At 69.0% G+C, this 21,496-nt stretch carries 19 protein-coding genes; 2 read left to right on the forward strand and 17 right to left on the reverse strand.

Translation table 11 applies throughout. The features are described from left to right. Nucleotides 1–7 precede the first annotated feature (7 nt). Genes B0W80_RS19575 through B0W80_RS19625 form a run of 12 tightly spaced genes read right to left on the reverse strand, consistent with a single transcriptional unit; the run spans nt 8 to nt 15,627 of the window. Nucleotides 8–2,749 (reverse strand): hypothetical protein, encoded by a 2,742-nt coding sequence (locus B0W80_RS19575; protein ID WP_077000830.1) that lies wholly within the window; start codon nt 2,747–2,749, stop codon nt 8–10. A 27-nt stretch (nt 2,750–2,776) separates the two neighbouring features. Next, the gene (locus tag B0W80_RS19580) at nt 2,777–5,509 is read right to left on the reverse strand and encodes a hypothetical protein (RefSeq protein ID WP_083745507.1); all 2,733 of its coding nucleotides are present in this window, start codon (nt 5,507–5,509) and stop codon (nt 2,777–2,779) included. Between the two features lie 3 nt (nt 5,510–5,512). Continuing rightward, nucleotides 5,513–8,659 (reverse strand): baseplate J/gp47 family protein, encoded by a 3,147-nt coding sequence (locus B0W80_RS19585; protein ID WP_077000831.1) that lies wholly within the window; start codon nt 8,657–8,659, stop codon nt 5,513–5,515. Continuing rightward, on the reverse strand, nt 8,659–9,090 hold the full coding sequence (locus tag B0W80_RS19590; protein WP_077000832.1) for a GPW/gp25 family protein: 432 nt from the start codon (nt 9,088–9,090) through the stop codon (nt 8,659–8,661). The genes B0W80_RS19585 and B0W80_RS19590 overlap by 1 nt, the downstream gene beginning before the upstream one ends. A gap of 4 nt (nt 9,091–9,094) precedes the next feature. Beyond that, complete coding sequence (gene vgrG / locus B0W80_RS19595; protein ID WP_083745508.1) at nt 9,095–10,828, reverse strand: type VI secretion system tip protein VgrG; 1,734 nt, start codon at nt 10,826–10,828, stop codon at nt 9,095–9,097. 17 nt (nt 10,829–10,845) lie between these two features. Then, nucleotides 10,846–11,514 (reverse strand): hypothetical protein, encoded by a 669-nt coding sequence (locus tag B0W80_RS19600; protein ID WP_077000833.1) that lies wholly within the window; start codon nt 11,512–11,514, stop codon nt 10,846–10,848. A 1-nt stretch (nt 11,515) separates the two neighbouring features. Next, a complete protein-coding gene (locus B0W80_RS35570; protein WP_179106978.1) occupies nt 11,516–11,677 on the reverse strand; it encodes a DUF5908 family protein in 162 nt (53 codons plus the stop codon). An 11-nt stretch (nt 11,678–11,688) separates the two neighbouring features. Continuing rightward, nucleotides 11,689–12,129, reverse strand: a complete 441-nt coding sequence (locus B0W80_RS19605) for a phage tail protein (RefSeq protein WP_077000834.1) — start codon at nt 12,127–12,129, stop codon at nt 11,689–11,691. Nucleotides 12,130–12,169: 40 nt separating this feature from the next. Next, a complete protein-coding gene (locus tag B0W80_RS19610; RefSeq protein WP_077000835.1) occupies nt 12,170–12,604 on the reverse strand; it encodes a phage tail protein in 435 nt (144 codons plus the stop codon). 39 nt (nt 12,605–12,643) lie between these two features. Beyond that, the gene (locus tag B0W80_RS19615) at nt 12,644–14,011 is read right to left on the reverse strand and encodes a phage tail sheath C-terminal domain-containing protein (RefSeq protein WP_077000836.1); all 1,368 of its coding nucleotides are present in this window, start codon (nt 14,009–14,011) and stop codon (nt 12,644–12,646) included. Between the two features lie 46 nt (nt 14,012–14,057). Beyond that, a complete protein-coding gene (locus tag B0W80_RS19620) occupies nt 14,058–15,056 on the reverse strand; it encodes a hypothetical protein (protein WP_077000837.1) in 999 nt (332 codons plus the stop codon). A 1-nt stretch (nt 15,057) separates the two neighbouring features. Beyond that, on the reverse strand, nt 15,058–15,627 hold the full coding sequence (locus B0W80_RS19625; protein WP_077000838.1) for a DUF4255 domain-containing protein: 570 nt from the start codon (nt 15,625–15,627) through the stop codon (nt 15,058–15,060). A 217-nt stretch (nt 15,628–15,844) separates the two neighbouring features. Between B0W80_RS19625 and B0W80_RS19630 the strand changes: the two genes are divergently transcribed. Beyond that, nucleotides 15,845–16,231, forward strand: a complete 387-nt coding sequence (locus B0W80_RS19630; protein WP_077000839.1) for a DUF4280 domain-containing protein — start codon at nt 15,845–15,847, stop codon at nt 16,229–16,231. 158 nt (nt 16,232–16,389) lie between these two features. On the opposite strand, the gene B0W80_RS19635 is transcribed toward B0W80_RS19630, so the two are convergent. Then, entirely contained in the window at nt 16,390–17,307 is a 918-nt protein-coding gene (locus B0W80_RS19635) for a LysR family transcriptional regulator (RefSeq protein ID WP_077000840.1), read from the reverse strand. Nucleotides 17,308–17,437: 130 nt separating this feature from the next. On the opposite strand from B0W80_RS19635, the gene B0W80_RS19640 reads away from it, so the two are divergent. Next, on the forward strand, nt 17,438–18,379 hold the full coding sequence (locus tag B0W80_RS19640; protein WP_077000841.1) for an alpha/beta fold hydrolase: 942 nt from the start codon (nt 17,438–17,440) through the stop codon (nt 18,377–18,379). Between the two features lie 13 nt (nt 18,380–18,392). Here the strand turns inward: B0W80_RS19640 and B0W80_RS19645 are convergent, their stop codons facing one another. The 4 genes from B0W80_RS19645 to pcaC are packed head-to-tail and all read right to left on the reverse strand — an operon-like array spanning nt 18,393 to nt 21,492. Beyond that, the gene (locus B0W80_RS19645) at nt 18,393–19,235 is read right to left on the reverse strand and encodes an SDR family NAD(P)-dependent oxidoreductase (RefSeq protein WP_077000869.1); all 843 of its coding nucleotides are present in this window, start codon (nt 19,233–19,235) and stop codon (nt 18,393–18,395) included. A 10-nt stretch (nt 19,236–19,245) separates the two neighbouring features. Beyond that, on the reverse strand, nt 19,246–20,160 hold the full coding sequence (locus B0W80_RS19650) for an SMP-30/gluconolactonase/LRE family protein (protein WP_077000842.1): 915 nt from the start codon (nt 20,158–20,160) through the stop codon (nt 19,246–19,248). Between the two features lie 20 nt (nt 20,161–20,180). Beyond that, a complete protein-coding gene (locus B0W80_RS19655; RefSeq protein ID WP_077000843.1) occupies nt 20,181–21,095 on the reverse strand; it encodes an NAD(P)-dependent oxidoreductase in 915 nt (304 codons plus the stop codon). 19 nt (nt 21,096–21,114) lie between these two features. Beyond that, complete coding sequence (pcaC, locus tag B0W80_RS19660; RefSeq protein ID WP_077000844.1) at nt 21,115–21,492, reverse strand: 4-carboxymuconolactone decarboxylase; 378 nt, start codon at nt 21,490–21,492, stop codon at nt 21,115–21,117. Nucleotides 21,493–21,496: the final 4 nt, after the last annotated feature.

A 21,496-nucleotide genomic window follows, 5' to 3' on the forward strand; every position in this document is an offset into this window, starting at 1 on the left:
CGGCCGGTCAGCGGCCCAGGGTCCGCAGGTTGGCGAACACGGTGGCCTGGTTGCCGGCGGCACGGCCCTGCGCGGTCGCGAGCCGTGTGTCGACCTGCGTCTTGGCGGCCGGGCTCTGGATGGTCGACACGCTGGTCGCCATCGACTGGGTCAGCTGCCTGCCGGCCGGGCTGTCCATGTCGACACCGGCCGTGACCAGCTGTGCGGCCACGCTGCCCACCGTTTCGGCCAGCTCCAGCTGCGCGCGGTCGAGGTCGCTGGTCACCCGCACGCGCTCGTCGTCTGGCAGGCCGGGCTGGACCAGCACGCCTTTCAGGGCCTCGACGCTCTCGCGGCGACGGGCCATTTCGTTGGCTTGCATGTCGAGGTAGGCGTTGCCGGTCAGGTCCAGCAACTCCCTCGTCTTCGGCACCACGGCATTGCTCGGCACGAAGGCGCCCTTGACCAGGCCTTCGAGGCTGGCACGCTGCACGTCCAGGTCTTTCTGGAAGACGGTGCGCTCGGCAAGGATGCGGTCGTTGACGACCAGGTCGATCGGACGCACCGGCCGGATGGTGGCGATGCCCGTGACCAGCGGCGGCCGGTAGGGCGGGCGCGTCAGCGGCGGGTCGTCGGCTTCGGGCGTCTCGGCCTCGGCAGCAGGGTAGGGCAGCGCGAAATCGCCCACCACGCGGCCCTGGTCGTCGTAGACCAGCACGAAGGTGCCGCCGCGCCAGACGCCGCCGACGTGGTCCAGCCCGGGATGGTCCTGCACGAAGCGCGACAGCAGCAGCTTGTCGTCGGCCTTGTTGCCCTGGTCGAGGATCAGGTCGTCGAGCCAGTCGATCCAGTGCGGCTGGTTGGTGTTGAGAAGGCCATCGAAGGGCGACACGGTGTCGGCACGCGACAGCTCGCTCAGCGTGGCGCGCGATTCGCGCACCGAGCTCAGCGACGACGCATAGCTCGCCTTGATGGCCGGGCCCTGCTCGGTCGCGGCGGCCTTGTAGGCGCTGTAGCGCGCCTTGGTCAGCACGGGCGCGGCCGTCTTGTTCGTACTGGCGACGGCTTCGCCGGCCTGGCGTGCGCTGGTCAGGACCGGGGCGCCACTGCTGGTCGTCGCGGGAATCAGCTTGGCGGTTACGGCATCGGACATCTGCGTCAGATGCAGCTGCCCGAACTGCTCGCTTTCGTCGAGCCGGAAGGCGACGTCCTGGCGCACCAGGTAGTGCAGGCTGTGCAGCGGCGTGTAGCGGAAGGGCGGGCGCACGCGAATCCGGTCGCGGCTGGTGTGCACGAGCACGGCCTGCACCTGGAAGGGCAGGTTGAAGTCGGCGATCTGCCGGCGCAGCGCCGTCGTCACGGCCTCTGCCGCGGCACCCAGGTGGCCTTCGATGCGAAAGAAGTCGTGGCCGGAAATGGCATAGGCCAGCGGCTTGGTGACGCGGCGCGCCTCGCTCCACGCGTTCGAGCGATAGCCCAGGTTCTGGTCTTCCTGGCGGCGCGACGACAGCTTGAAGTTCCACGCGGCATGAATCGGCGCCTCCTTGCGCAGCGCGTAGTACCAGGGGATGGCGCGCGCCTCCAGCGCATGGACGTCCGACAGGCTGGGCGTGACGCGGACCACGGCGTCGTCCGGCACCTGAAAGCTCGCGATCAACGCGTCGAGCTTCCACGCATGGAAGCGCGCATGCGCCGAGCATTCGCGCGCCGTGGCGTCGAGCGGCGACGGATAGAGCCCCGTGCGAAAGGCACGCGGTGCCGCCAGGCTGCCGAGCAGCAGATGCTTCGGAAAGGCGGCCACGTCGGGCAGCGCCACCGCATCGTCGGCCAGCAGCGCCTCGCGCAACGCATTCCACTGGTCGACCAGGTCCTTGACGAAGGCATACCAGAGCTGCAGCCCGGCGGCCGCGCCGGCGATCTGCGTGGAGTGGCTGGCCAGCGACGCCAGCCAGCCCGGCGTGGGGTCGCTGCCGAACACGTCGGAGAGCACCTCGGGGCAGTTGGCGTTCAACGAAGGCAGCGCGGCCTGGAGTTCCTTCAGGGAGGCTTGCGCGCTGTCGCGGTAGCCCTTGGCGAACGTGCCGGTGTCGACGATGTCCTTGCCCACCACGGGGCGTTCCATGGCGGCCGCCGGCAGCGCCTGCGCCGCCACGCTGGTGGGGCGCAGCGGCAGGGCGTCGAGCAGGCGCTGCGCGTCGCGGCGGCCGATCAGCAGCAGGCGCACCCGGTGCATCGCGTCGCGCCCGAGGTTGTCGCAGTCGGTGCCGCTGCAGATGTCGGGGTCGTTGACCACGCTCTCCATCAGCATGAGCACCGCGCAGTCGTCCAGCACGCCGTCGGGCAGGGCCGACAGCGGCTTCTTGAGCACGTCGCTTTCGCCCACGGGCACCAGTTCGTGCAGCGAGAACATGGCGCCGAGCGCGCCGTCGCCGGCCGCACGGTCGGGATAGAAGGGCGGGTAGACGGGCGCGGTGGCGTCGTAGGGGCGGAAACTGTCGTAGACCGTGTCGGCCGCCAGCGCGATCAGGTCGCCGTCGGTGCTGACGCCGAAGCCGCGCGACACGCGCACGTTGCCATCGGCACGCGACACGTGCAGCCCGGCGACCAGCCCGACACCCGACAGCGCCACGCGCGACAGGCGCACCTGGCCACCCCAGAAGTCGGCCACGCTGTTGAGCTGCCCGTGCGTGAGCAGCTGGTCGCGTTCGAAAACGGTGTAGTGGTCCGCCAGCCGGTCGAGGCTGCTGACCACCTGCAGTGGATCGGCCATGGGGGTGACTCCTTCCTTGGGTTCTGTTCAATCGCCGCCGGTCGGCCCGGTGCCGATGGCGGTTCGGCCCAGGATGAACGGCGGCTTGCTGTCGTCGCCGGCGCAGTCGAAGAGTGCGCGGGCCGGGTGAACGTTCTTGGCGCGCTGCAGTACGCCGACGAGCGCGGCCAGCCGCGATTGCCGCGTGGCCTCCGTGGTGCTGCCGAAGCCGGCGTGCACCATCAGCCAGTCGCGCCACGCGGTTTCGAAGTCGGCCATGTCGGCGGTGCCCAGCCAGCACACCGTGGGCAGGATGTGCGCGGGCATCTCGGCACGGATCACCTGCTCGGCGAAGCGCCTGAAGCTTTCGTTGCGGAAGCGGCCGGCGTAGGCCGGCAGCAGCACGTGGACGCGGTACGAGTACGGGTCGAGGTCGGCGCAGTCCTTGCAGCCGGCGTCGATGCAGATGTCGAACATGCGGTCGGCGTCGGCACGCGGGCGCAGCAGCAGGTGCTCGACCAGGTACATGCCCTCGCCGCCGTAGCGGCCGGCCAGGTAGGTCAGGAGTTCCGCGATCGCCGCTTCCATCGCCTCGGCATCGTCGAAGTAGTGGATGCGCCGCGCGACGACCTCGCCCGCGGCGTCGACGATGTTGAAGTACGGCTTGGGCTCTGCGCCGGCGGTCATCAGGCGCTGATAGGCCTCGGGGCGTTGGGCGAGCTCGATCGCGAGCACCATGGCCTCGCGCGCGGCCTCGCGGGTCGGGTAGCGGGTGCTCGACGACAGCAGGATCGTGTGGGTCACCGCATGCCGCACGCGGAAGCGGAACTCGTCGGTGGCGTCGGGCACGGCATCGATCTCGTTGTAGAGGTCGTAGCTCTGCAGCCCGAGGTTGCGTCGCGTGAAGTCGGCAATGCCCAGCAGCCGCGCGATGCGGCGCTCCAGGCCCGAGACGTTCGGCGTGTTCCACACCTCGGCCTGCGTGGCCGGGCGCTGCACGAAGCCACCGCCGCGGTCTTGCGAGAGGCCGGCCACGTCCTGCAGGAAGCGGCAGCGGTCGCCGATCAGGCGGTCGCTGTCGTGGCCGAAGGCCGAGGCCATGGCGCCGGCGTAGTCGGCGAAGTCCTCGGCCACCCTGGCCAGCAGGTGATCGAGCAGCCGCTGCTGCCGCACCGCGGCTTCGGCTTCGGTTTCGATGGCGTCGGCCAGCACGCGTGGCGACACGTCCGCGGGGTAGAGCAGGTCATGGTTGCGGATGGTCGTGACCACCTGCGCCGAGAGCGTGTGGCGATCGTCGCCCACGTCGCTGAAGCGCCGTGCCACGGCATTCAGGTCGGCCGGCGCGACCGACAGCTGGCGCCGTGCATCCTGCAGCATCGACAGCTGCCCGGCCATCGCATGGTCGAAGAACAGCAGCCAGCCTTGCAGTTGCAGCGCCTGGACGCGTCGCGCCTCGCTGGCGTCGAGGCCGAGGCCTTGAGGCCCGATGCCATAGATGGCCGGAAAGTCCTGCTGGAACGACGTCCAGTCCGCGAGCGTCCGACCGCGGCCGGGCGCCGGTGGCGGCACCTCGACGCCGCTGTCCCGTTCGATGCGCAGGCGCGCCTCGGCGCGCAGGGCGGCCAGCCGCGCGGCCACCGCCTGGGGCATGTCGACGGTGTTCCAGCCTTGCACGGCCAGGCCGCGCTTGCTGAAGACCAGCCGTCCCTGTCGGAGCGACAGGCGCGGCAGGCGGCCTGCGCGCACCGGAATGCGCCAGGGGTTGGTCAGCGGCACCGGGTCGGCCTGGGCCGTGGTGGGGTCGACGTCCGGCGCATCGTCGTCATCGGGCTCGGCGGGTTCGATCGGCACGAGTGGGTTGACCAGCATCGTGCGGACCGAGCGCACGCCGGGCACGTCCATCGCCACGCCGATCAGGTCCGACAGGCGAAGCTCGGAGGGCAGGGCGGTGGCCTGCAGTTCGGCATCGTCGATGAAGCCGCGCTTCAGGAGCGGGCCGTCCAGGATGTCGGGCAGCGTCAGCCCGCTGGCGAGTAGGGTGTCGAGGTCGTGCGTGAGCACGGGCGGTGCGATCGCCTCGGCCACGTCGAACAACAGGCGCGCGGCGGTCTCCACCGGATCGGCATCGGGCGTCAGGTCGATTTCTGCGCACAGCGCGAAGTACTCGGCGCGCACGGTGCGCACGTCGATGAAGTCTTCGCACAGGTTGCGCGAGGCCTCGAGCGCATCGCGCACCGCCGCCAGCACGCGCTCGCGCTCCTCTTCGGTGGTGACCGAGTCCATGAACTCGATGCGTGCGCGGTAGAGCCCGGCGAGCGGCACGGGCCGGGTATCGGGATGCTCGGGCGGCGTGGTGCGCAGCTCGCGCCGGCGCAGGTCGGCATGGAGCACGACGTCGGTCACCGGCTCGATCCAGGCGTTCTTCACGTCGGGCAGGTCGATGAGCAGCTTGCGCCAGTCGAGTTCGGTGAGGGCACGGTTGGGCAGCACGGCCTGCGGCGCATGAAGGCGCGACAAGGCCTGCTCCGGCGCCTCGCCCTTGCCGGTGAGCAGGTCTTCGATGGGCAATGAATGGCGGTACGCGAGGTCGGTGAGCGCGTAGCACGCCGCCTCGAGCATGGTGATGCCGGGGTCGTGGGTGTTGTGATCGGTCCAGTGGGCGCGCGACAGGCGCCGCACCGAGGCCAGGCCTTCGTCGAACAGTGCGCGCGGATTCAGCGCCGGGTCGGCATCGGGCGCGTTCGAGATCGGCGGCAGTGCGGTGGAGGGAAGATCGAACACGGCTCAGAGCTCCGCGATGCGATGGGAGAGGGCGGACACGAGGATCGCGTCCGGCGTATCGGGCACGATTTCGTCTTCGTCCCTCGGCTCGCCCGATGGCACCAGGCGGACCAGGCGAAAGTCGGTGACGAAGTCCACCCACGGCAGGGCCTCGACGAAATCCAGCAGCTCGGAGCGCACCACGCGGCCACCGAAGCCCAGTTCGGCCGCGCTGTCGAAGGCCCAGGGCGACAGCGCCTGCACGATGGCGCGATCGATCTGCGGCGCGTAGAAGTTGAAGCCGAAGCCGGGCCGCAGGCGCACCTTGAAGTCGAGCTGCACCGGCACGTAGCCGGGGTTGCGCACGTGCACCCGCGTCTGGGGCCCGCAGCGCGCGGACAGGTGTGCCTGGATGCGCGTCAGCGTGTCGAGGTCCACGCGCGGCTGCAGCTGGCTGGCGGTCGGCCGGCCACGCAGGTCGGGCACCACCACCAGCATCAGGTGGCCGGGCGCGAGCCAGGCGTCGTCGCTGGCATGAGGAATGCACTTGGCGCGGTGCACCGATGGAAAGGCCTGCAGCACGAGCCGCTCGCAATCCCAGCGGTTGATGGCGCGGTTGCGATGGCGCAGCCGCTCCGATGCGCGGCGGGACAGCGATGCATCGTCTTCCTGCATGGCGCCGCCGAAGGAGGCGTAAGGCTGCGCGATCGCCTTGACCTGCGCGAGCGGCGTGCGCGCCTTGATGATGCGGCCCTGCGGCAGCGCTGCCGCGAGCCGCGACGGGTCGTTGCCCTGGTCGGCGAACGCCACCTCCACGGCATTGGCATGGACGCCGACCACGTCGCAGGCCGCGTCGGCAGCGCCCGTCGTGGTGGCGCGCAACCACACCGGTCCGGGCGGCAGGCGCGTGTTGGCGGTGGTGGTCTCGCGCGGCAGCACCACGCCCACGAGGCCGCTGGCGCGCAGGCCGCGCGTTTCGTCGAGCACCAGTTCGCCGGTGCCGAGCGTGCGCCAGGCGTTGTCGGCCAGCACCGACCACTGCACGCCTTGCGCGGCCGCCAACGGATCGGCCGTGCCGTCGGCCACCTGGATCAGCAGGCTCTGCGAATCGCCGGCCTGTGCGCCGTCGATGGCGATCAGGAACTCGGCCGCCGCCCGGTGCGCGGGCAAGAGGCCGATGCCGCCCTGCGGCGCCCAGGGCCGGTTCGCGTCGAGCCAGGCGTGTTCGCGAGCCAGGCCCAGGGCATCGATCTGGAAGAACTGGACACCGGTGTCGGTGAAGGCGGCCAGCGATGGATCGGCGAGCTGGCTGTCGTCGCTCCGGGCGGCGTAGTCGAGCGTGATCTCCTGCACCTTGGGCGTGTAGGGCGGGTTGAGCACCTTGGGTGGGGTGGCGGTCGCGGCTGCGGTGGCATCGCGCATGAAGTCGCGGTGCAGCAGGTCTTCGGTCAGCGAAACCGTGACGAAGCCCGCGCGCGCTGCGGCGGGTGCGACAGGTGCGGCTGCCGATGCGCCCGGGAAGGCCGCGAAACCGGCATGAATCCCGACCTTGGCGATGCCGAGCGCGACGCTCGCTGCGCCGCCGACCTGCATCGCCTTCAACGTGGGCGAACCCGCGATGGGCTTGGCGAGCTGCATCGCCAGCGCCGCGTTCGCCGCGACCGCGCTGCCGCTCGTGACCAACGATTGCAGCTGCCAGCCGGGTGCGTAAGCCTGCACGCTGCTGGCCGCACCCGCCACGACGTCGAGCGTGGTGGGCCCCGGGCGGCGCGCGATCAGCGTGACGTCGGGCGAACGGCGCTCGGTGCCCGAGGCGTCGCGCCAGGTGATGGTGGCGCCGACGCCGTTGGCCAGGCTCGCGACCCGTGCGTAGCCCTCGTACCAGGCGGACAGGTCGGCCGGCGCACCCTGCCAGGCCAGGTGGATCTTCAGCGCGGTGACCGGCTTGGACAGCGCCTCGGGGCATCCCACGTGCAAGCGCGAGCCGGCGGCAGCTTGTGCGCCGAAGGGCAGGAAGGCCTTCTTCGGATCGAGCGTCGCGTCGTCGTTCTCGAGGACGAGCGTGCGCATGCCCTTCACGTCGACCGACACCTGCACGCTGCGCACCGTCACGTGCTCGAGCATCGCGAAGGACAGGCTCGCCTTCGGCCGCAGCAGGCACTGGACGACCGGCAAGGCCGCGGGAAAGGCGTGCAGGTGGATCGCGGGATCGTGGTCGACCACGGCAGGTTGCGCAGCGTCGAGCACGACTTCGAGCGTCAACAGGTCCGTGCTCAGCGTCGCACGCATCGGCAGCGGCCCGGTCCAGCCGACGGGGCCGGTGAAGTGCGCTTCGAAGGCGGCGCCAAGGGCAGTGGCATCCGCAGCGGGCGGCAGGCCGGACACCCGCAGCGCGAGCCGAACCCGGCGTTCGCCCTCGGCCAGGCGCAGCACCGGCGAGGCCACGGCGAAGCCGACCGGTGCCGCCGGCAACCCGGGGCGACCGAAGGGTGGCCAATGCGGCGCGGCCGGGGACAACGGCGTGCCCAGTCCGTCGGCCGAATCGGCAACCGGCGCGAAGAGCAGGCGCTGGCCGTCGCGCAGGACGCTCGCCAGCCGAGCCACGCGCGCCGGGCTCACCACCGTGGGCCTGACGGGCGCGAAAAGCTGTTCGACCTTGGTCGCGTCCTTGCCTGCCGAAAACATCTGCGGGCGCGCGATCTCCACGGCACCGGCGCCCTTCTTGAGTTCGAAGACCAGGTGCGCGCGGTCCGGCCGGGGCGCGCGGGGTGCGAAGCCGAGCACGCGCTGCATCTGGTAGTTCAGCTGCTTCGCGGTGAACTCGTTGAGGCTGGCCTGCGGCCGTGCCAGCAGTTGCAGGAAGGCGACCAGCAGCCCGTGGTGCGGCGGCAGCCTGCCGTCCGTCTGCTGTACCAGCGCGCGGAGTTCATCGAGGCCGCCCGACGGCAGGTACGGCTGCCAGTCGCCCGCCGCCGCCACCTCCGCCGGCGTATCCGGCCATTGCTCGTGATGCCGGATCAAGCCGGCCAGCGCATGCAGCGATTGCAGGAGCCGCGCCGTGTCGCGGTCGTCGATCGGCGCGAAGGCCGGCGCCAGGCGCGGATCGACGCGCTCCTGCTGGGCGGTGCCGGGCACCGCGGCGAATGCAGCCAGGAGGTCGGTCGCAGCCATCAGCTTCTTCCCGGCACGACCCGTTCGCGCACTTCGTTCGCGTCGCCCAGGTAATACGGAAACACGAGGTTGAAGCGCGAATTCGTGCTGCGCACCGCGTAGTCGAGGCGGATCTGCAGCATGCCTTCGAGCGCGAGCGAGTCGTCGACCGCGAGTTCGATCAGCCGGATGCGCGGCTCCTGGATCAGCAGCGTGGTGGTGATGCGGTCTTGCAGCAACGTGCGCAGCGTGGTGCTCAACGGCTCGAACAGCAGCGGCGACAGGTCGAGCCCGAACAGGGGCGACAACACCCGTTCGCCCGGCGCGGTGCCGAACAGGATCGTGAGGCTTTCGCGGATGTCCACTTCGTCCTCGACCATGCGAACTTCGCCGTTCGTGAACGACGGCGGAAAGCCGAAGCCGCGGCCGAGGAACAGCGGAATGTCGTCCATGGCCCTATCCCAATTGCAGCGCGGAGCCCGCGACCTTGACGACGCCGGCGCTCTTGACGTCGGTGCCGGCCACGCTGTCGAGCTTCATTTCGGTCTTGGCCTTGAGGGACAAGGCGGTGGCGCTCTCGATGGCGATGCCCTGGCTCGACATCGTGATCTTGTTGCCGTTGCGGTCGCTGATGGTGATGCCGCCGCTGTCGTCGTCCAGCACCAGCGTGTTGCCGCCGGGCGTGGCGAGCGTGAGCGACTTCTTCCCGTCGTCGAAAGTCAGTGCGATGCCGCTGCGGCTGGTGTAGCCCTTCTGGTGGTTGTCGTTGCTGGGGCGCAGCGGCGCGGCCTTGGCGCTGCTGTGCAGCATGCCCAGCACGACGGGGTGGCGCGGGTCTTCGTCGAGGAAGCCGAGCAGCACCTCGTCGCCGATTTCCGGACGAAAGAAAAGGCCGCGCTGGTCGCCCGCATCGGCGGCCGCCACGCGGGCCCAGACCCCGTCGTCGCCACCGTTCACGAGCGGCAAGCGCACGCGCACCCGAAACTCGCCGTCGGGGTCCTCGTTGTCGGTGACCACGCCCACTTGCAGGCCGGCTGTGGGCGCCAGCAGGTCGGCGCTGCGACGGCGCTGCAGGCGCTCGCGCAAGGCGGGGTCGGGGTCGACGCCGCCGAACTGCAGATGCGTCTTCCAGCCCTTGAGCGTGTCGAAATCGTGCCGGACTCCGGTGACGAGCACGTCGCCGCTGAAGCGCGCGCCGACGCCGCCGAGCTTGACGGTGTCGCCTGGCTGCACCTTGGCGATACCGGTGCACATCGCGCGGCCGCCGGCCAGGTCGACCGCCGCGCGCTGCCGTGCCGCGCTGGCCAGCGCGGCGGCTTCGGATGCATCGAGCGCCGCGTGGACCAGCGTCACCGTGTCTGCGCCGGCATCGGTGGCCAATGTCTCCGCGTCGAAGTTGCCGGTCGATCGGAACGTAGGCGCCTCGCCTTCGTGTTCTTCGAGCGACTGGTCGGCGGCGCTCCAGCTCACGGCCTTGACGGCTTGCGCCTGGTCGCGGGCGTCGACGGCGGCATCGAATTCGAGCAAGGTGGCGCCGAACTGCAGCTGCACGACGGGTGCCTCGATCGTCGGCTTGCGCACGGCCAGCGCGCCGCCGCGCGTGAAGACGAGTTGCCCGTTGGCGCTGGCCCGCGTGACGATGAAGTCCCAGTCGCTGCAGTCGTGCTGCACCAGCTGCTTGTGCGTGACCGTGGTGGCCTCGACCTCGCCGTCGGCGCCGGCCGCGGCCAGCAGCGATTCGATGGCATCGGCGTCGGTCTGGTCGAAGTAGTTGGCGCTGCGGCGCACCAGCGCGAGCCGCGTCGACGCATGGCGGCAGTCGATGACCAGCAGCGAGGACGAGGTCTCCCGGATGCGCAGGCGCTGCCCCACGATCAGGCCCTTGAACACGAGCGCCGTGTCGGTGTCGCCGCCCGCCAGGATCTCGACCGTGGCGCCCGGCTTGACGATGTCGAGATTGCTGAGCGGGAAGTCGCCCGCACCCGCCGCCCCATCGACGTAGGTGAGCCGCGCGCGGGCGATGCGGTTGGCACCGGCGACCACGGCGACCGAATGCAGCGCATGCTGGCGCGGCACGGGCTGGCCGTCGACCTTGATCGTGAATTCGCGATGCCCGGCGCCGACCGGCAGCGTGCGCTCTGCGGGCGCTGCGGAAGGAGAGGGCGGTGCGGCTGCAACGGCGTCGGGCATGGTCGTCGGTGCTCCGGCTACTTGCGCAACGGCGGGAAGCGCACGCGCGTGCCGGCCGGAAGATGCCGCACGCCGTCGAGGTTGTTGGCACGCGCCACCTTCAGGTAGAGCGCGGGGTCGCCGTAGATCTGGCCGCACAGGGCCGCCAGCGTGTCGCCGGCGCGCAGCACGCGCAGGTGGGTGAGGTCGGGCGATGCGTCCTGCGCCAGGGCGACGCGCGTCTGGTCTTCGACCGCATCGACGAAGGTGGCGGCGATGGTCGCGCGCAGCGGCGTGCCGTCGGCCTTGAAGAGCTTGTAGGCGATCGATGCGCTCTTGAGCACGCAGCGCTTCACCTGGATCTTGCCCCAGGCCACCAGCAGGTAATTGGGGCGATGGATGTCGCCGTTGTAGCCGGTCAAGGTCTGGAACTTCTCGACTTGCTCCTGCACGTCGATCTTCACGCCGTTGGCGCCCGTGCCGTCGAGAAAGAAGTTGAGCGACATGTCGCCGGGCTTGACCTTCTTGAACTCCATGCGGCTGCCGGTGGTGCCCGAGCCCTGCGCGGCGTCGTATTCCATCTCGTAGGCCAGCGTGATCTCGTTCGGGTTCACATAGGCTTCGAAGGTGCCGACCTGGCTGGCCTGCGCATAGTCGGGGGCCTTGAAGGCCCTGACCTGCAGTTTCTCGAGCTGTCCGGAGGCCATGTCAGGGCTCCCGCTGCTCGCGCAGCAGCTCGAGCACGCGCTCCACGCACTCGGCCACCAGCGTCTGGCGGTCGTCGGCGGGCGAGGGCGGCGTCGTGGTGCCGCCGCCGGCGGCGTTGCCGACTTCGACCGTGATCACGACTTCATCGACGACGATGGGCATCCGGGTCTTCCTCAGCTCTTGTCGAGCCGAAAGTATTTGTAGGCCAGCGTCAGCGTCTCCACGACGATGGCATTGGCCGAGGCATTGAGGTCCGAGACGGACCACTTGGTCGGAAAGGCGCCGACCACGTGCCAGGTCATCAGGGGCTCGTGGTCGGGGTTGAGCAGCGTGACGTCGACGTCCTTCGGGCTCACATCGAGTTCTTCGATGCACTGGCGCGCCCAGTTCCAGACTTCGCTGTCCTTCAGCAGCCCGCGCTTGAGCACCAGATCGCCGTACTTGGCCGGGCCGGGGTAGCGCTGGACGAAGCGGTTCTCGCCGCCCTCCGGCAATTCTTCGGTGACGACCTCCAGCGCCAGGCCGCCGACCTCGACGAAGCGCAGGTCGTCGGCCGCAGGCGTGAGTCCGAGCACTTCCACCTTGAAGTGGAAGCCGACGGGAGGCGTGTACATGGCGCGGGGAGGGCGATGGGGCGATGGGCGGCGCGGGCCGTCAGTCGTTCTGCAGCTCCAGGCCCTCGTGCGCGATCTCGATCGATTCGATCGCCACCTCGTTGCCCGAGGCCTTGAGGGCCGGCCCCTCGACCTTGACGGGAAAGGCGTTGTGGATCTTCCAGGTCATCACCGGCGCATGCTCCTCGTTGAGCAGCGAGACGACCACGTCGCGGCGCTCCACCGTGTTGAGCTTGACGGTGGACAGCCACCTGAAGAACTCGTTGTCGGCCTTGACGATGCCGCGCTTCAACGTGACGTTGTTGAACTTGCGCAGGCCCGGCATCTTGATCGACGAGTACTCGGGGAACGACCCGTCGCGGTACTCGATGGCCTGGTTCTCCTGCGTGAGCCCGGTGACTTCGGAAAAGCCCAGGCGGGTGCCGCCCCACTGGACGGTGAAGTGGAAGACGGGAAGAGGGTATTGCTGGGGCATGACGTCGGCTCCTGGATGTGCGTGTCAGCGGGTCTGCGCTCAGCTGGTCTGCAGCTTGTGCGAGAACTTGAGGATGATGAATTCCGCCGGACGCACCGTGGCGATGGCGATCTCGACGTTCATGCGGCCTTCGAGGATGTCCTGCGGGCTCATCGTGGTGCCCAGCCCGCAGCGCACGTAGAAGGCGTCCTTGGTGGTGGCGCCGGCCAGAGCGCCCTCGCGCCACTTCTGGGTCAGGTAGTTCTCGATCATTCCGCGCACCTTGACCCAGGTGTTGGCGTCGTTGGGCTCGAAGACGGCCCAGTAGGTGCTCTTCTTGACCGACTCCTCGACCATGTTGAAGAAGCGCCGCACCGACACGTAGCGCCATTCGTTGTCGTTGCCGGCGAGCGTGCGGGCACCCCACACCAGCGTGCCCTTGCCTGCGAAGGCGCGGATCGCGTTGACGGACTTGCCGGTGGTGGCGTCGACGTTCAGCTCGTCCTGGTGCGCGGTGTCGAGGCGGACCACCGGCTCCACCACGTCGGCCAGGCCGACGTTCGCCGGTGCCTTCCAGACGCCACGGGCGGTGTCGGTGGCGGCATACACGCCGGCGACGGCGCCACTGGGCGGCAGCACGATGAAGTGGTCCAGCAGCGCGGCCTTGGCGGCATTGAAGGCGGCGGTGGCGGTGGTCTGCAGGGTGTCGAGCGTCACCGCCGCAGCACCGTCGATGGTCACGTTGACGTTGGTGCCTTCGCCCGCCACCGCGTGGTTGAAGCTGGACTTCAGGAAGGGGTAGTACAGCGCGCCGTACTTCAGGTGGTTGTTGCCGACCCTTGCGCGGTTGGCGGTGAGCGCGGCGTTGTCCTGCGCCGCGTCGCCGCCGAAGAGGTCGAGGATCGCGAAGCGGTCTTTCAGCGTGCCGCACTGGATCAGCATGTTCTGGGACATGGTGTCGTAGCCGTTGGCTGCCAGCCGCACGACCTCGGGACAGACCAGCAGCGTGGGTTCGTCCTCCAGCGCCACGGCGTCGAGCCCGGCGGTGAGGGCGGCGATGGCGATGGCGTCGACGTAGGTGCCGACGGACACGATGTAGCACTTGCCGCCACCGTTGTCGAAGAACATCTTGACGGCGTGGTACAGCAGGTACGTCACCGTGGGCGGCGTGACGGTGCTGATGAAGCCGGGCCCCTCAGCCACCAGTGCGACTCCGATGTCGGGCGTATCGGGCCCACCGAAGTACTGCTCGTATTCTGCAAAGTTGTAGATCTTGGTGGGCCGTCCAGCCAGGTCGCCGATGCTCACCTTGCGCGCCTGCGCGGTGTAGCCGATGAAGGCCGGTATGGCGGTCTCCACTTCGGCCACCGATGGTGGAAAGACCGAGATCTCCTCGACGTAGACGTCGGGCGTGCGGTAGGTCGGCATGGCGAAGACTCCTTTGGCGGACGTTCGGGTGAATGGGTTGCTGTGCTCAGAGATGCACGACGAATTGCGCATCCGGGCGGTCGGCACCGGGCTGCGGCAGGTTGCCCACGAGGAGTTCGCCATTGCGGTGAAGCTCCACGCCGGCAGGCCCTCGGGCGCGGCGTGCGACCGGTGCCTGGGCCTCGAACAAGGCCATGCGCGCGCTGCCTGACGGATCGAGCAGCCCGGGCGCCAGGTGATCCGCACCGAAGGCAGCAGGCAGCACGCGGTCGAACGCAATCTGCGGGCGCGCCTCGGCGGCGAAACCGTTGTCGAGCACTTGCAGCTGGTTGAACTCGGTATCGCTGAGGCGATGCGCGACGACGTAGTACCGCAGCGTGTCGCTGCGGGCGGCGAAAGAAAGCGCGAACGCGTGGCCGTCGGCAACGTGAGCGGCAACGACGGTGAGGTCCAGCAAGCCCCAGGCGCCGCCGAGTTCGGGTGCGATGTGCAGGATCCAGCTTGCCGGCGGGCCGTTGCCTGCGGTCTCCTCGACGCGCCACGGACCTTCCGTGAAAGCGCCCTGCGGTGTCCACGCCTCGTCGCCGATGTTCAACACGATCTGCGCGCGCTCGGTGTCGCTGCTGTCGAAGAGGCGCACCGTCAAGGGGCGCTGCGTCGAGCGCGGCTCGATGCGCAAGCGCTCGCCGCTGATGCGCACCGCGGCGGCGAGCGCGAGCGAATCGGCATCCGGCGCGTTGCGCCACAGTGCCGCGTCGCCGGGCGGAATGCCGAAGGGCAGGGTGATGAGATCGAACGAGGCCGAGCGCGGCCGCAGCCCGAACAGGAAGTGCCGCCCTGCCAAGGGCGACAGCGGCTGCCCGTCTTCGCGCGCCTCGTAGAGCACGTGCAGCCGGCCGTCGCGCTGCAGCGCGATCGCATGCGCGCCGGCCAGCGCGCGCAGCGTGGACGGCGGGATGATGAACTCCATCGCATCGCAGGTGCCGCCGAAGAAGGCATGCTGCACCTCCACGGTCCAGAGCGGTCGGAAATCGATGCGTGCCATGTCAGCGACCGTGCAGCGTGGTCTCGATGGTCGTGATCGGCGCGCCGGTGCCGATGGGCTCCGAATCCTGCAGCGCCACAAGTCGAACGCGGTACACCGCCGACGGCAGGTGCTTCGCGCCGAGGCAGGTCCACATCTGGTTCAGTTGCTCGGGGCCGTAGGTGACCAGGTCGATGGACAGGCGCTCCAGGTTGTCCGGCAGCGCAGGGCTGTCCGCGGGCGTGAACACCGGCCGCGCCTGGAAGAACGCCATCGTGTGGGAGAGGGTGCGCAAGGCCTGCGCGTACTGCTGGTAGCGGGCCGACAACAACAGCACCAGGTTGAGCTTGATGGGTGGCGGCAGCATCACTTCGCGCCCCGCGACGACCGTGCGTTCAGGCATCTGCGCACGCAGCACGCGCTCCTCGTCGATCTGGAACAAGGTGACGCGCAAGGTGTCCATGGGGCCGACCCAGTTGCCGCGCTCGTCGACCACCGGACCGAGATCGACGGTGGAGAGTTCATTGCCCATGCGCTTGCGCAAATGGGCATTGAGTTCCTCTGCCACAAACTCGAGCGCTGTGTCGATCAACGTTGCACCTTTCGCCCCCTGTTGTCGGGGAGCGCAACAGTATTCTTGGGGTCCGGGTAGCGTCAATCCGGCCGTCGGCCTTAGACCTTTGGAGCTATGACACGCATTCGTCTTCGACCGTGCAGCCGAGCGTCGTCGGCCGTGCAGCGGTTGAAGTCGTCGCACAGCCCGCTAAGCTGCCATCGATCGATCATCGCGACATCGAAGGAGCGTGCGTATGCCGATGCAGGTGTGTACCGGTGCCCAGATCTCATGCTCGATGGGGCTCGCGCCATCGGTGTTCACGGCCACGCCGATGCTGGCGTCGATGCCCGCGGGTCCGCCGGGCCATGTGCAGGACAACGTGCCGTTCCTCAACATCGCGCCGTTCGGCATGTGCCGCAGTCCCGCGAACCCCGCAGTGGCTTCGGCCACCGCCGCGGCCAGCGGCGTGCTCACGCCCATGCCTTGCGTGCCGGTGACGCCATCGCCCTGGGTGCCGGGCGCGACGAAGGTCAAGCTCGGCGGGCTGCCGGCATTGCACGATGGCTGCACGCTTCAGTGCATATGGGGTGGCGCCATCAGCGTGGTGACGCCGGGGCAGACGACTGTGGAAGTCACGTGAGTTTCGAGGTCGCCTGAAACTCGAATCAACGTGTGGCCCCGCCTTGTCCTCGGTCCATCTTTGAAGATCACAATATGCATTATGTAAAACGAATGAGATGAGTTCGGAGGGATGGTTCAGCAAGCCCTCCTTGAAGCACGCCCCGGCGCCAGCCGAGTTCAAGCGCCCTCCGCACTCTCCCACGGCGGAATGCCATCGAAGGCATCGACCAGGAAATCCACCATCACGCGAACCTTCGCGCTCAGGTGGCGGCGGCTCGCGTAGATGGCTTGGATGTCGATGTCCGGCATGCGGTAGCCCGGCATCACCTCGACCAGCCGGCCCGCGCGCACGTCTTCGCCGATCAGGAAGCTCGGTTGCCAGATCACGCCGGCGCCCGCCAGCGCGGCCGCGCGCGCGGTGTCGCCGTTGTTGGCACGCATGGCCCAGCGCACGCGCACCGATTCACGCTCTCCGCCGGGCCCGATGAACTGCCAGTCGTCGGACGTGGCGCCGTAGGTGTAGCCCAGGCACACATGCCGCGTCAGATCGGCGGGCACCTGCGGCATGCCATGCGCGGCCAGGTAATCCGGCGAGGCGCACACGATGTTGCGCGAGCAGCCGAGCCGGCGCGCGATGTGGCTCGTCGAGCCGCTGCGCGAGATGCGGATGGCCAGGTCGTAGCCTTCTTCGACGATGTCGACCACGCGATCCATCAATGCGATGTCGAGTTCGACTTCGGGGTACTTCGCCATGAAGCGTGGCCACAACGGCGCCAGCACCAGGATGCCGAAGCTCAGCGGCGTGTTGATGCGCAAGCGGCCGCGCGGTTGCAGCGACGCGGTGCTGGCCAGCGCCTCTGTCTCGGCCATGTCCTCGAGGATCGACTTCGCGCGCTCGTAGACGGCTTCTCCGCCCTCGGTGAGCGACAGCCGGCGCGAGTTGCGGTTGAGCAGTCGCGTGCCCAAGTGCGTTTCGAGTTCGTTGACGTAGCGCGTCACGTTGGCCGGCGAGGTGTCGAGCGCATCGGCCGCCTTGATGAAGCTGCCGCGTGCCACCACGGTCACGAAAACCTCGAAGGCCCTGAGGCGGTCCATGCTCGCTCCGATCATTCATGAAAGCTGAACGAGTAGAGCAGCTTTGCTGCCTTCCTGAAAGCGAAGCTGAATCTTAGATTCGGTCCTTGGCACCTTCGTCTTCACCAGCACACCGAAAAACGACACACCCATGGCCACCGACGCCCTCCCCACCCGCCGCACCCTCCTCGCCGCAGCCGCCGGCATCGGCGCCACCTTCGTGCTCGGCGATCCGGCCCATGCCGCGTCGACCGACACGGTCGCAGGCTTCCGCTCGCGCACCGCGGACGTCAACGGCACACGCATCCACTATCGAATCGGCGGCACCGGCCCTGCCGTCGTGCTGCTGCACGGCTACGCCGAAACCAGCCACATGTGGAACCCGCTGATGCCGCTGCTCGCGAAGACGCACACCGTCGTCGTTCCCGACCTGCGCGGCGCCGGCGGTTCGTCCAAGCCCGATGCGGGCTACGAGAAGAAGAACATGGCCGTCGATATTCACGAACTCGTGAAGTCGCTCGGCATCGCGAAGGCCAGCATCGTGGGCCACGACATCGGACTGATGGTGGCTTACGCGTACGCCGCGCAGTTCCCCTCCGAGACCGACCGCGTCGTGCTGATGGACGCCTTCCTGCCCGGCATCGGCCCCTGGCAGAACGTCTGGCTGCTGCGCGACCTGTGGCACTTTCACTTCCACGGACCCACGCCGCTGGCCCTGGTCAAAGGCCGTGAACGCACCTACTTCGAACACTTCTGGAACGACTTCGCGGCCGACCCCAAGCGCTCGGTGCCCGAAGCGGACCGCCGCGTCTACGCCAAGGCGTATGCGCAACCGGGCGGTATGCGCGCCGGCTTCGAGTACTTCAAGGCCTTCGAACGCGACGCGGCCGAGTTCGCGGAACTGGGCAAAACGCCATTGCCGATGCCCATGCTGGTGTTGTCGGGCGAAAAGGCCGGCGGCAGCTTCCTGATCGACCAGGGAAAGATGGTCGCAACCAACGTCAAGGGCGTGATCGTCGTCGGCTCCGGCCACTGGTTGATGGAAGAGGCGCCCGACCAGGTCATCCCGGCCTTGGTGGACTTTCTCGGCTAGGCGACGCCGGCACTCAGCGCGTATTCGGCTTTTGCCATGGCACTCCACCGGAATAGGTCATGTAGCTCACGCTCGCGGCCCATCCCGAATCCACCGGCAGCAGCACGCCCGTGATGGTCCGAGCCTGCGGCGAGCACAGGAACGCGATGGCGTCCGCCACGTCGGCGGTGAGCGGCAGCGTGTCGAGCGCATGCACGCCCATCATCTTGCCGAGGTCGCGCTGGCCCGCGTCGATGCGGGCCTGCAGTTCCGGCGTCATGACGTAGGTCGGCGCCACGCTGTTCACCCGCACGCGATGTCGCCCGAGCTCGGCCGCCAGCAGCTGCGTGAGGCGCGCCAAGGCGACCTTGGCCGGGTTGTACGCGGGCAGCGGCAACGGCAGCAGGCTGTTGATGGAGCCCACCGTGACGATCGAGCCCCCTGCCCCGGCATCGACCATCTGGCGCCCGAAGCTGCGGCAGGCGTGGAGCGTGCCGTGGTAGTTCACCCGCCACATCCGGTCGTGGGCCGAGAGGTCCATGTCCATGATCGACTCGGTGTTCGGGATCAGTGCGGCGGAGGTCACGAGCACGCCGGCAGGGCCGAACTCGGCGGCCACCCGGTCGGCCACGGCGGCTACCGTGTCCGGATCTGCCACGTCGCAGGCATGGAATGCGACCTGCGCACCATCACGGCTCAGCTCCGCGGCCAGCTTTTCGCCGCGTCCCGCGTCGACGTCGAGGATGGCTACCGGGTAGCCGTCCGCGGCGAAGCGTCGGACCGCCGCCTCGCCGATGCCCCGCGCGCCGCCGGTGACGACGGCGACGCCGCGCGGTGCAGGTGGTTCGGCCGATGCAGACGCAGATGCAGATGACATGGCGCGATCTTCAGGCATTGAAGTTCAAGGCCAGCCCCTGCTCCGGCCACGGCATCGCCGCCAGCCTGCCGGTGCCGGCCAGCGTCACGTAGGCCGTGCGCAGCTCGGGCCCGCCGAAGCAGATGTTGGTGACGTGCGCATCGGGCACCGGCACCTGCCGCAACACCTGGCCACCTGGCGACACCACCGTGATGCAGCCCGTCGTGAGGGTCGCCACGCAGATGTTGCCCTGCGCATCGACCGCCATGCTGTCGAAGCCCTGGTAGCCCGGCAGCCCGCACACGAGCCGGCCCCCGTGCGGCGGCGGAGTGCCGTGCCGGCGGATCTCGCCGGGCGCGGCCACGTCGAAGGCCCACAGCCGCGCGGTGTCGGTCTCGGCGACGTAGACCGTGCCGCCGTCCGGCGACAGCGCGACGCCGTTGGGCTGCTGCAGGTGGTAGGCCAGCTGCCGGATGCCCGAACCGTCCGCCTGCGCGTAATACAGCGCACCGTGCACGCGGTGCGTGGCGTGCTTCTTGCCCATGTCGGTGAAGTAGAAGCCGCCTTCTCGGTCGAAGACCAGGTCGTTCGGTGCCGACAGCCGCGTGCCGTCGCAGCCGTCGTAGAGCACGCGCACCTCGCCGGTGGCGAGGTCGACGCGCTGGATCGAGCCACCCGTGTAATCCGCGGCCGGCCCGCTCGACAGCACCTGCCCGGGCGTGTAGCTCGAGCCGCCGTTGTTGCAGACGTACAGCGCACCGTCGGGTCCGATGGCTGCGCCGTTCGGCCCGCCGCCGCATTCGGCAACGAGCGACAGCGCGCCGTCCGCTGCCACGCGGCGCACCGTGCCGCCGCGGATCTCGACGACCAGCACGGAGCCGTCTCGCATCGCGACCGGTCCTTCTGGAAAGAGCAAGCCTTCCGCGATGACGTGGATGCCTTCCATCTCGTCTCCTCCGGCTGCGTTCACGTGCGCGGCCTGGACGCCGCTGCGTCGCCTTCGGCCCAGTGCTCGATCGACGTCACCAGCTCGGTCATGTCGCGCTGCATGCCGTCTTGACGGCCGGCGAAGTTCCAGAGCTGGCGCACGGTGTTGCCCACCCACATCGGCACGCCGAGCGCCTCGCACTCTTCCACGGCCAGGCCGATGTCCTTGCACACGCTGGCGATCGGAAAGCCGAAGTCGAAGGTGCGCGGCATCACCTGCTTCATGAACTTGTCCTGCGACGCGCCGCTGCGCCCGCTGCCCGCATTGATGGCGGCCATCATCACTTCGGGGTCGAGCCCGCCGCGCACGCCGGCCACGAAAGCCTCGGACGTGATGGCGAAGGCGGTCGACGACAGCATGTTGTTGAGCAGCTTCAGCAGCTGCGCCTGCCCTGCCTGCGGGCCCACCATGAAGAGCTTGCCGAAGGCTTCGAGCAGCTCGCGCACTTCTGCCACCGCTTCGGGCTTGCCGGCGACCATCACCGCCAACGTCCCCTTTTGCGCACCGGCGGCGCCTCCGCTGACCGGCGCATCGACCAGGTCGATGTCGTGCTCCAGCAGTTGCGCCGCTGCATGGCGGGTGGCGCGCGAGCCCACGGTCGACAGGTCGACCATGATGCGCACCGCCTTGCCCTCCTTCACTCCGCCGGCGCCGAGCGCCACCTCGGTGAAGATGGCCGGTGACGGCAGGCTGGTGAAGACGATCTCGGCCTCGTCGACCACCTGCGAGATGCTCGCCGCGGCCTTCGCACCTTCGCCCACGAGCGCTGCCACGGCCCGCTCGCTCTTGTCGTAGACCACCAGCTGGTGGCCCTTGCCGATCAGATGCTTCGCGATCGGGTTGCCCATCACGCCGACGCCGATGAATCCCAGGGTCTTGATGTCTGTTGACATGGTGATGCGTCCTCCGGGCTCAGAGGCCCATCTCCTTGAACACCTGCTTCGCGATCTTGAACGAGCCGAGGCCCGCAGGCATGCCGCAGTAGATGGCGACCTGCAGGAAGGCTTCCTGGATCTCGTCCTTGGTCACGCCGTTGTTGAGGGCGCCGCGCACGTGCGTGGCAAGCTCCTCGGGCCGGTTCAGCGCCGCGATCATGCCGAGGTTGAGCAGGCTGCGCGCCCGGCGGTCCAGGCCCGGCCGCGCCCACACGTCGCCCCAGCAGTACTGCGTGACCAGTTCCTGCATCGGCATGCTGAAATCGTCGGCGCCCTTGAGCGATGCATCGACGTAAGCGTCGCCCACCACTTCGCGGCGGATCTTCAGGCCCGTGTCGAACAGTTCCTGGTTCATGGTG

The organism is Variovorax sp. KK3 (genome assembly GCF_001984055.1).
In the GTDB taxonomy this organism is placed as follows: Bacteria; Pseudomonadota; Gammaproteobacteria; order Burkholderiales; family Burkholderiaceae_C; genus Variovorax.